Annotated in this window: 4 protein-coding genes; all 4 read right to left on the reverse strand. The window is 70.7% G+C overall.

Annotated elements, in window-relative coordinates; all coding sequences use genetic code 11:
* On the reverse strand, positions 1 to 1,268 hold a 1,268-nt coding region (locus D7X74_RS36700; RefSeq protein WP_120537637.1), incomplete at its 3' end, for a tetratricopeptide repeat protein.
* A complete protein-coding gene (locus D7X74_RS36705; protein ID WP_120537638.1) occupies positions 1,265 to 4,699 on the reverse strand; it encodes a tetratricopeptide repeat protein in 3,435 nt (1,144 codons plus the stop codon). The genes D7X74_RS36705 and D7X74_RS36700, both read right to left, overlap by 4 nt.
* Positions 4,700 to 4,705: 6 nt before the next feature.
* A complete protein-coding gene (locus D7X74_RS36710) occupies positions 4,706 to 7,108 on the reverse strand; it encodes a tetratricopeptide repeat protein (RefSeq protein WP_120537639.1) in 2,403 nt (800 codons plus the stop codon).
* A gap of 12 nt (positions 7,109 to 7,120) precedes the next feature.
* On the reverse strand, positions 7,121 to 7,711 hold a 591-nt coding region (locus D7X74_RS36715; protein WP_120537640.1), incomplete at its 5' end, for a dihydrolipoamide acetyltransferase.

Genomic DNA, 7,711 nt, shown 5'->3' on the forward strand with positions numbered 1-7,711 from the left:
GTCGTGGACGCCTCGGGGGGCTTCGCGGCGGTTTCGGCGGCCTTGCGCAGCCCTTCCTTGCGCTCGCGTTCGCGGCGGCGCGTCTCCCGGTCGATGCCCTTGTTCGCGTCCTTCACGTACTGGGCGGTGCGCTCGTCGTCGCCGCCCTTCTCCTGGTAGCGGGTCAGGTAGGCCAGGGCCTTCTGGAGGCGCTCCAGCGTGTCCATGCCGGCGGGCTCCAGGTCCAGGTGGAGGATGGCCAGGTTGAAGTACGGGTCCTTGCCGTCGGGCTGGAGCTGGAGCACGCGCTCGTACTCGGCCAGGGCCCGGGGAAAGTCGCCTTCACCGCGCAGGGCGTTGCCCAGGTTGAGGTGGGCGGCGGCGAAGTCCGGCGCGGCGCGCACGGCGGCCTCCAGCTCCACGCGGGCGGCGGGGTAGTCCTCGCCCTCGTTGAGCAGGGCGCCCAGGTTGTTGTGCGCCTCGGCGAAGTCCGGACGCAGGGCGATGGCCTGACGAAAGCGCTCCAGCGCCTGCGGGCGCTCCTTGAGGCCCAGGTGCACGAGCCCCAGCGCGTTGAGCGTGGCCGCGTCCTGCGCGTCGATGGCCAGCGCGTTGCCCAGCACCATGGACGCCAGTTCGTACTTGCCCTCGCGGGCGTACACCTGCGCCAGCACCTGCATCGCGGGCACATGCTGCTCATTGGCCTGGAGCGCGCGGCGGGCCTCGGTGACGGCGGGCGCGTGCTTCTTCTGCAGGAGGAGCGCGAGCGCGAGCGCCGTGCGCCGGGCCACCGTGTCCTCCTTCGCCAGCGACTCGCGCAGCTCCGCTTCCAGGGACGCCACGCGGCCGGTGCGCGCGGACAGCCGCACGAAGCAGTCCCAGGCGGCCTCCAGGGAGGGATCCAACGTCAGCGCCTGCCGGTAGGAGCGCTCCGCGTCGGGGAGGCGGCCCTGGCGCTCCTGCACGATGCCCAGGTTCGTCCACGCGGGCGCGAGCTTGGGCGACTTCTCCAGCAGGACCTTGAGCGCGGTCTCCGCCATGCTCAGCTCGCCGCGCCGGGCGATCTCCACCGCGCGCGTGAAGTCCCGCTCCTGTCCCGCGGTCGACCTGGGCGCCGCGGGCGCGTCGACCTGGGGTTTCTGCTCGGACTTGTCGGTCGTGCTCGTGCTCGCGACGGGGCCTGTCGCGGGTCCAGTGAGCGTGGGGTCCTTTCGCGTCTCGGGGCCGGAGGCGCAGGCGGACAGCCAGAGCGCGAGGCCGGTGAGCGCGAAGTGCCGGGCGTGGATCATCGCGCGCCTTCTTCCGTCAGCCGGGGGGCCTGGTCGGGGTTGCCGCTCACGGGGGCCACGGGCGGCGGGATGAGGCTGCCCACGAGGCCATCCGGGTACACGGTCTCCAGCGCGATGGCGCCCTTGGCTTCCTTGAGGACCGGGTACTCCTTGGGCCGGAAGCGGTTGAGCGCTTCGAGCGTGCGGCGGGTCCACTCGTTGGAGATGCGGTACTTGCGCGCTTCCTTGAGCGTGTCCGCGTAGCTCTGCACCGCGCGGTCCTCCAGCGCGACGGTGCGGTCGGTGAGGATCCCCTGGTACGCGGTCACGGCCTCGTCGCCCAGGCGCTTCACCTCGGGCGGCACCGGGGCCTCCAAGAGCGTGTTGCCGAAGCGCTCCAGGGCGTACCCCTGCCGGAAGAACGCGGCCAGCGACCACTCCAGCTGCTTGTACGGAAGCACCTTCGCGTACGCCTCGTTCACCGACTTGAGGGCTTCCGTCTTCTTGTTGAAGCTCTTCTCCATGGCCTTGCCCGCACCGGTGATCTTCAGCGCGTCGAACCGCTGGAACACGGCCTCCGCCTGCTGGAAGCGGCTGTAGGCGGCGGCCTCGGCGGCGCGCAGCTGGGTTTCGGGCTTGAGGCGGCGCCGGTCGAACTCGTCGGCCGCGGCGGCATAGGCGCGCTGGGCCTCCTTCGCGTTGCCCCGCTTCGCCCACGCATTGCCCATGCGTCGCTTCGCGTCCACCACCAGCTCCGCCTGGTCGGGCTTGCTCGCGAACTTGCGGACGAACGCCTCCAGCGCCTTGATTTCGCCCTTCGTGTCGCCCTGCCGCTCCAGGATGCGGGCCGCGCGGTACTGGTTCTCCGGCGCGTTCTTGCTGTTGGGGAACAGCTCCACGCAGCGCTGGAAGGCCGCTGCGGCCTCCGCGTAGCGCTGCTGGCCTTCGAGCAGGGCCGCCGCGTTGAAGAGCGCCGCTTCCCGCTCCTCCGCCGCCGGGTAGTCCTTCACCAGCTTCTGGTAGCTGGTGACGGCCTTGTCGAAGTCGTAGGACTTGTGCGCGTTGATGGCCACGCGGAACAGGGCGGTGTGCGCCCACGGCGACTTCGGATAGTCGCGGTACACGCGCTCGTAGAGCTTCATCGCCGAGTCGAACCGGCGCAGCTCCTCGTAGGCCACCGCCGCGTTGTTGAGCGCCTTGTCGGCGAACTCGTGGCGAGGGGCCTCGTCCACCAACTGGAGGTACTTCTTCGCCGCCTCTTCGTGGCGCTTCTGCGCCGCCAGCTGCTCGGCCAGGTTGAAGCGCCCGGCGAGCTTGAAGCGCATCAGCTCGCGGTGCTGGTCGCTGTTGGGCTCCACCACCTGCGCGTTGCTGGCGAGCCGTGCGCTGACCTCCTCCACGCTCTTCCAGTCCTGGTCCACGAGGAAGGATTCGATGATGAGGTTGGTGGCGTAGCCGGCCACCGCGTGCTTCGGGTACGTCTGGATCACCTGCTCGAAGCGCGGCCGGGCCTGGGCGAAGTCGTCGTGCGTGTAGAACAGCTCCGCGGCCTGATAGGCGATGGCCGGCGCGGCCTCCTCCTTCGGCAGCAGGGCGACGTAGGCATCGGACGCCTTCACCAGCCGGGCCTCCGTGTCCGCCAGGGCCACGGGTGCGTGCGCGCTGTCCTTCGGACGCTCGGAGGCGCGCAGCGGCTTGCGCTCCGGCACGCGGCCCTCCTTCACCTCCCGGACGAGCTGCTCCTTCCACGCGAGCACCGCGTTGTGCGCGGACACGTGGCGGTAGGTGTCGTCCTGGTTGGAGTCACGCACCAGCTCATAGGAGCGCGCCGCCGCGTCGAACTGGGCGGAGTTGAAGAGGCTCTCCGCGTAGAAGAAGCGCATCGCGTATGCGTTCTTGCTGCGCGGGAAGCGCTCCAGGTACGTGCCGTACGCGCGAGCGGCGGCGGCGTAGGTGGCCTGGGCCTGGTCGGCCTTGCCCTCCTTCTGGAACACCTGCGCCTGCTGGTGCTGGTAGGAGGCGGCGGAGAACAGGCTCTGTTCGGCGAGCGTCTGCGCGTTGGACAGCGCGTTGGTGTCGTTCTTGTTCTTCTCGTACCACGCGCCGCCGGGCAGGTAGCTGTTGGCCAGCTTCTCGGACTCGAGCGCGTACAGGTCCATGCGCCGGTCGCGCTCGTAGGCCTGGACGATGCGCTGCTGGAGGCGCGGCGCGTCCGCGGTCAGCGGATCCGTGGCCAGCACCTGCTGGTACGCGGCGATGGCGTCCGCGTTGCGCACCTGCTCGAAGTAGACGTTGCCCAGGCGGCGGTACACCTCCGCCTCGTAGGGGCGCCCGCCGCGCTTCGCGAAGAGGTCGCGGGCCCGGGCCATGCCGCCCCAGTTCTCGTCGGCCAGCGACAGCGCGATGTACTGGAGCGCCTCCGTGCGCAGGTCGCCCTCGTCCTTCTTGTCACCGGATTGCTGGTGTGACTGGTAGTGGTCCAGCAGCAGCAGGAAGCTGTCCACGGACTCCTCGAACCAGTCCATCCGGTAGTACGTCCAGGCGAGCTTGTAGCGGGCCTTGTCGTAGAACCGGTGCTCCGTGTCGCGCGTGGCGGCGGTGTACGCGTCCGCGGCCTTGCGCAGCGCCGCAGGGTCCGTGTCGTCCTCGAACCAGTACTCGCCGATGCGCGTCCACGCGTCGGTGGCGAAGCGGCTGTTGGGGTAGCGCGTGGTGAGCTGCTGGTAGGTGGCGAGGCTCTCCTCGTCCTTGTGCTGTTCGGACAGGCAGTAGGCCAGCAGGTACAGGGAGCCGTCGTTGAGCTTGTAGTCCGGGAACTGCGCGAGCAGCCGGCGGTACAGCCCGATGGACGGGTTGAAGTCCACCTCCGGCTCCGGCGGCAGGTCCGCCATCGCTTCGTCCGACATGGCCCGCACGCGGTCCGTGTAGTCCTTGCGCGCGAGCTGGTGCTCATCCGCCGAGCGCTCGTAGTACAGCTCCGCCAGACGGAACGTGACGTCCGGCGTGGCGCGAGGCTCGTTCGGGTAGCGGCGGAGGAACTCCTCGAAGCGGGAGATGGCGTCCAGCCGGTGGGTGCGCTCCTGCGACTCCAGCGTGGTGAGGGACTTCTCGTAGGAGCCGGAGAGCGCGGCGCGCTTCTGCGCGTAGCGGCGCTCCACCAGCTGCTTCACCTCACGGTGGAAGTCGCGCGACTCCGCTTCGTACGCCTCCAGCGCGCGGCTGACGTCGCCCAGCAGCTTCTGCTGTTCGGGCGTATGGCCCAGGCCGTCCAGGTAGCGGGGCGCGGGCGCGGCGACCGGGGCGGGGGCGGCCTTCTTCGGAGCTTCGGTGGGGGCCTGGGGGCTGGCCTTGTCCTTGGAGGCCTTGGACTTCGCGGCCTTCGCCTTCGCCGGCGCGGCGGGGACGGCCAGCGGCGCGAGGGTCAGGAGGAGGGCGAGGAGGGAGCGACGCATGGCGTTTCAGTCCCCCCCTTCGGTCGACAGGACGTCGCGGAACTCGGCGTCGAGCGCGCGCAGGGCGTCGCTCTTCTCCTTGGCGATCTTCTGGATGGTGGCCGCGTTGTCCTGCGTGCGGCTGAAGGCCACGTCCACGGTGCCGGTGTCGGCCTTGAGCACCAGCTCGTAGAACTGCTGGCGCACGCGGCGGAAGCTCTCGTAGGCGATGCGGCCCACCAGGTTGCGCGCATCCCCGGAGGCGGAGGCCACCTCCTGCTCGTAGCCCTGGAGCAGCGCCTGTTCGGCCCGCACCTTGTCGCGAATGGACTTCAGCCGATGCTCCAGCCGCGCGCGCAGCGCCACGCGGGCCACCGCCACCCGGCTCCGGAGCACGTCCGCGCGCGAGCGCACCGCGTGCATGCGCAGGAGCACGCGGGTGTCCTCGCCGGACAGCCGCGCCTCGCCCGCGTGCAGCATCGCGTGCTCCTGCTGGAGCGCGATGGCGTACCGGGCGCGGATGGCGGATTCGCCCTCCAGCGACGTGTCCGTGGACTGACGTTCGGTCGCGAGCCGCGCGCGGGTGCGGTCCAGCTCCGTCTGCAGGTCGCGCAGCGTGGCGATCTCCGCCTGGAGCTGCACCAGGAACTCGCGCTCCTCCGCGGGGTCCGCCTGACGCTCCTCGCGGGTGTCCTCCACCCACTTGCGCACGGCGGCCGCGTTGGCGTGCAGGCTCTGCAGCTCGTACCCCAGCCGGAAGGCGTCGCGGTCCACGGTGTCCACGCGCGCCTGCATCCGCTGACGGCGCGCGGCCAGCTCATGGCTGGTGGTGGGCAGCGACGCGAACCTCCGGCGCTGGGCCTCGCGCTCACCCTGCGCGACGAGCAGCTTCTCGCGCTCGGCGGGCGTCAGCTTCTCCGCCACCAGCCCGGTTTCGGCCTGCACCAGGGCCTGGTCCACCAACGTGAGCGCGGTGTCCACCGCCTCCGCGCGGGTGTAGCCCTCCTGCAGCTCCGGGAACGCCTCCAGCCCGCGCGCGTCCAGCGCCTCCAGGATGCGCTCCGCGATGGCCTTCGCCTCGCCCGCGCCCTGACGGCCGCTGTCCAGGTCGCCCACCATCCGCACCGCCTCCGCGACCTCCTTCTGCGTGGACGCGTACTGCAGCGCCAGCGGCGGCAGGAGCGTGCTCACGTCCAGGGAGCGCTCGTTGCGCGCGAGCAGGTTGTCGAAGTACGCGACGGGGTCCTGGTTCACGCGCAGCAGCGCATCCACCTTGTCGCGCGCCGGGGCGAACGCGCGCGCCACGCCGTCATACGTCTCCAGCGCCTCTTCGTACTGGCGCAGCTTCTGGAGCAGGTGGCCCTGGAGGATCTGCGCCTCCGGCGCGAGCTGCGACTGGGGCGCGACGAGCAGCAGGATGTCCGTGGCGTTCTTCGCCTGCGTGAAGTCCTGCTTGCGCACGTACGTCCACGCGACCTCCAGTAGCGACTCCGGGAAGCGCTCGCTCTCGCGGGGCACCTGGCTGTACTGATCCAGGGCCTCCTCGTAGCGGCCCGTCTCGTACAACAGCCGCCCCAGCGACAGCCGCGCCAGCTCCCGGAAGCGCTGGGCCTCCGGCTCCGGCAGGCCCGTGGACACCACCGCGTCCGGCCCGGTGGCGACGATGCGCTGGAACTGCGCGATGGCGGCGGGGTGGTCCCCGGCCTGAACGCTCAGCACGCCCAGGTGGTAGACGGCCTGCACGCGGAAGCGCCCGGGTGACTGCGCCAGCGGGGCGAACAGCGCGCGCGAGCGCTGCTGGTGCTCCTCCGGCGACAGGTCCGCGCGCTTGAAGGTGCCTCGCGCATGCACGTAGGCGATGTCCGGGGCCAGCACGCCGCCGGAGAGCTGGCGCACCTTCTCCACGTACGCGTCGATGCCCTCGAACTGCTGGAGCCGTCCGGCCACCGCGAGGTAGCGGCTCACGGCTTCCTTGTAGCGCTGCGGCGGCAGGGGCAGCGACAGCACGTCGCGCAGGTACACGCGCGCGCCAATGTCGTTCTTCTGCTGGTAGAGCGCGTCCGCCAGATAGAAGACCGCCTCCGGGTAGCGCGGGTTCGACTTGAAGTCCGGGTCGCTGACCAGGTCGTAGAAGAGGACGGACGCGGCGGGCCAGTCCCCCAGCAGCGAATACAGCTCGCCTTCGGAGAAGCGCTTCTGCTGGGAGTCGGCGCTGCTCGGCTCGGGGCGCTCGGTGAACTGCGCCTCCACGTAGCGCAGGCCCTGTTCGGCGGTGCGCAGCTGGGCCTCCACGGCCTCCACGGCGGAGGCTCGGGTGCTCAGCGAGGCGGGCAGTGGCGCGAGCGCATCCCCCGGCTTCGCGGCGGGGGAGGGCGCGGGCGCGGCCCCCAGGGACAGGGCAAGGGCCAGGGCGGGGAGCGTCGCGGTCACGGCGCCTGCTCCCTACTTCGTCTCGCTGGAGGTGGAGGCCGGCACCGGCGCCGCTTCCGTCCCGGAGACCGCGGGAGGCTTGGGCGGCGTGCGCGTGTCCTTGGCCACTTCGATGTCGTATCTCACCGCGGGCCGGTCCTTCAGGTCGGTGGTGAGGCCGCCCTTCTCCACGCCCACCACGTTCACCGTGGTGACCTTTCCGGACTCCGCGTTGAAGGTGTAACTGGATTGCACCTTGAACTTGTAGCCTTCCAGGTAGCTGAACACGCCGTAGCCGCTGCCCCGATAGACGAGCCGCACCGCCAACTGGTGCTGGCCCGGCACGATGCGGCCGTTGAAGACCTCCAGCGCCTGGTGCCGGTTCAGGTCTCCCTGCGTGTCCACCTGGGTGAAGATGGGCGCGCCGTCCAGCGCGTAGACCACCGACTCCAACTGGAACGCGTTGCCCATCTCGTTCTTGTGCACGAGCACCGCGCGGGCGCCGGTGGACAGGTCGCCGCCCATCACCGTCTCCTGCAGCAGCAGCAGGCGCGCCTTGGAGCGGTAGATCTTCTCCTTCAGGTCGACGACCTGCTCCTCCAGCGTCTTCACCCGGGCCGTGAA

Origin of the sequence: Corallococcus sp. CA047B (assembly GCF_003612065.1) — a bacterium.
Lineage (GTDB): Bacteria > Myxococcota > Myxococcia > Myxococcales > Myxococcaceae > Corallococcus > Corallococcus praedator.

Excerpts from the sequence above, each read along its gene's own strand:
- D7X74_RS36705 (WP_120537638.1), bottom strand. The coding sequence starts at position 4,699 with ATGCGTCGCTCCCTCCTCGCCCTCCTCCTGACCCTCGCGCCGCTGGCC.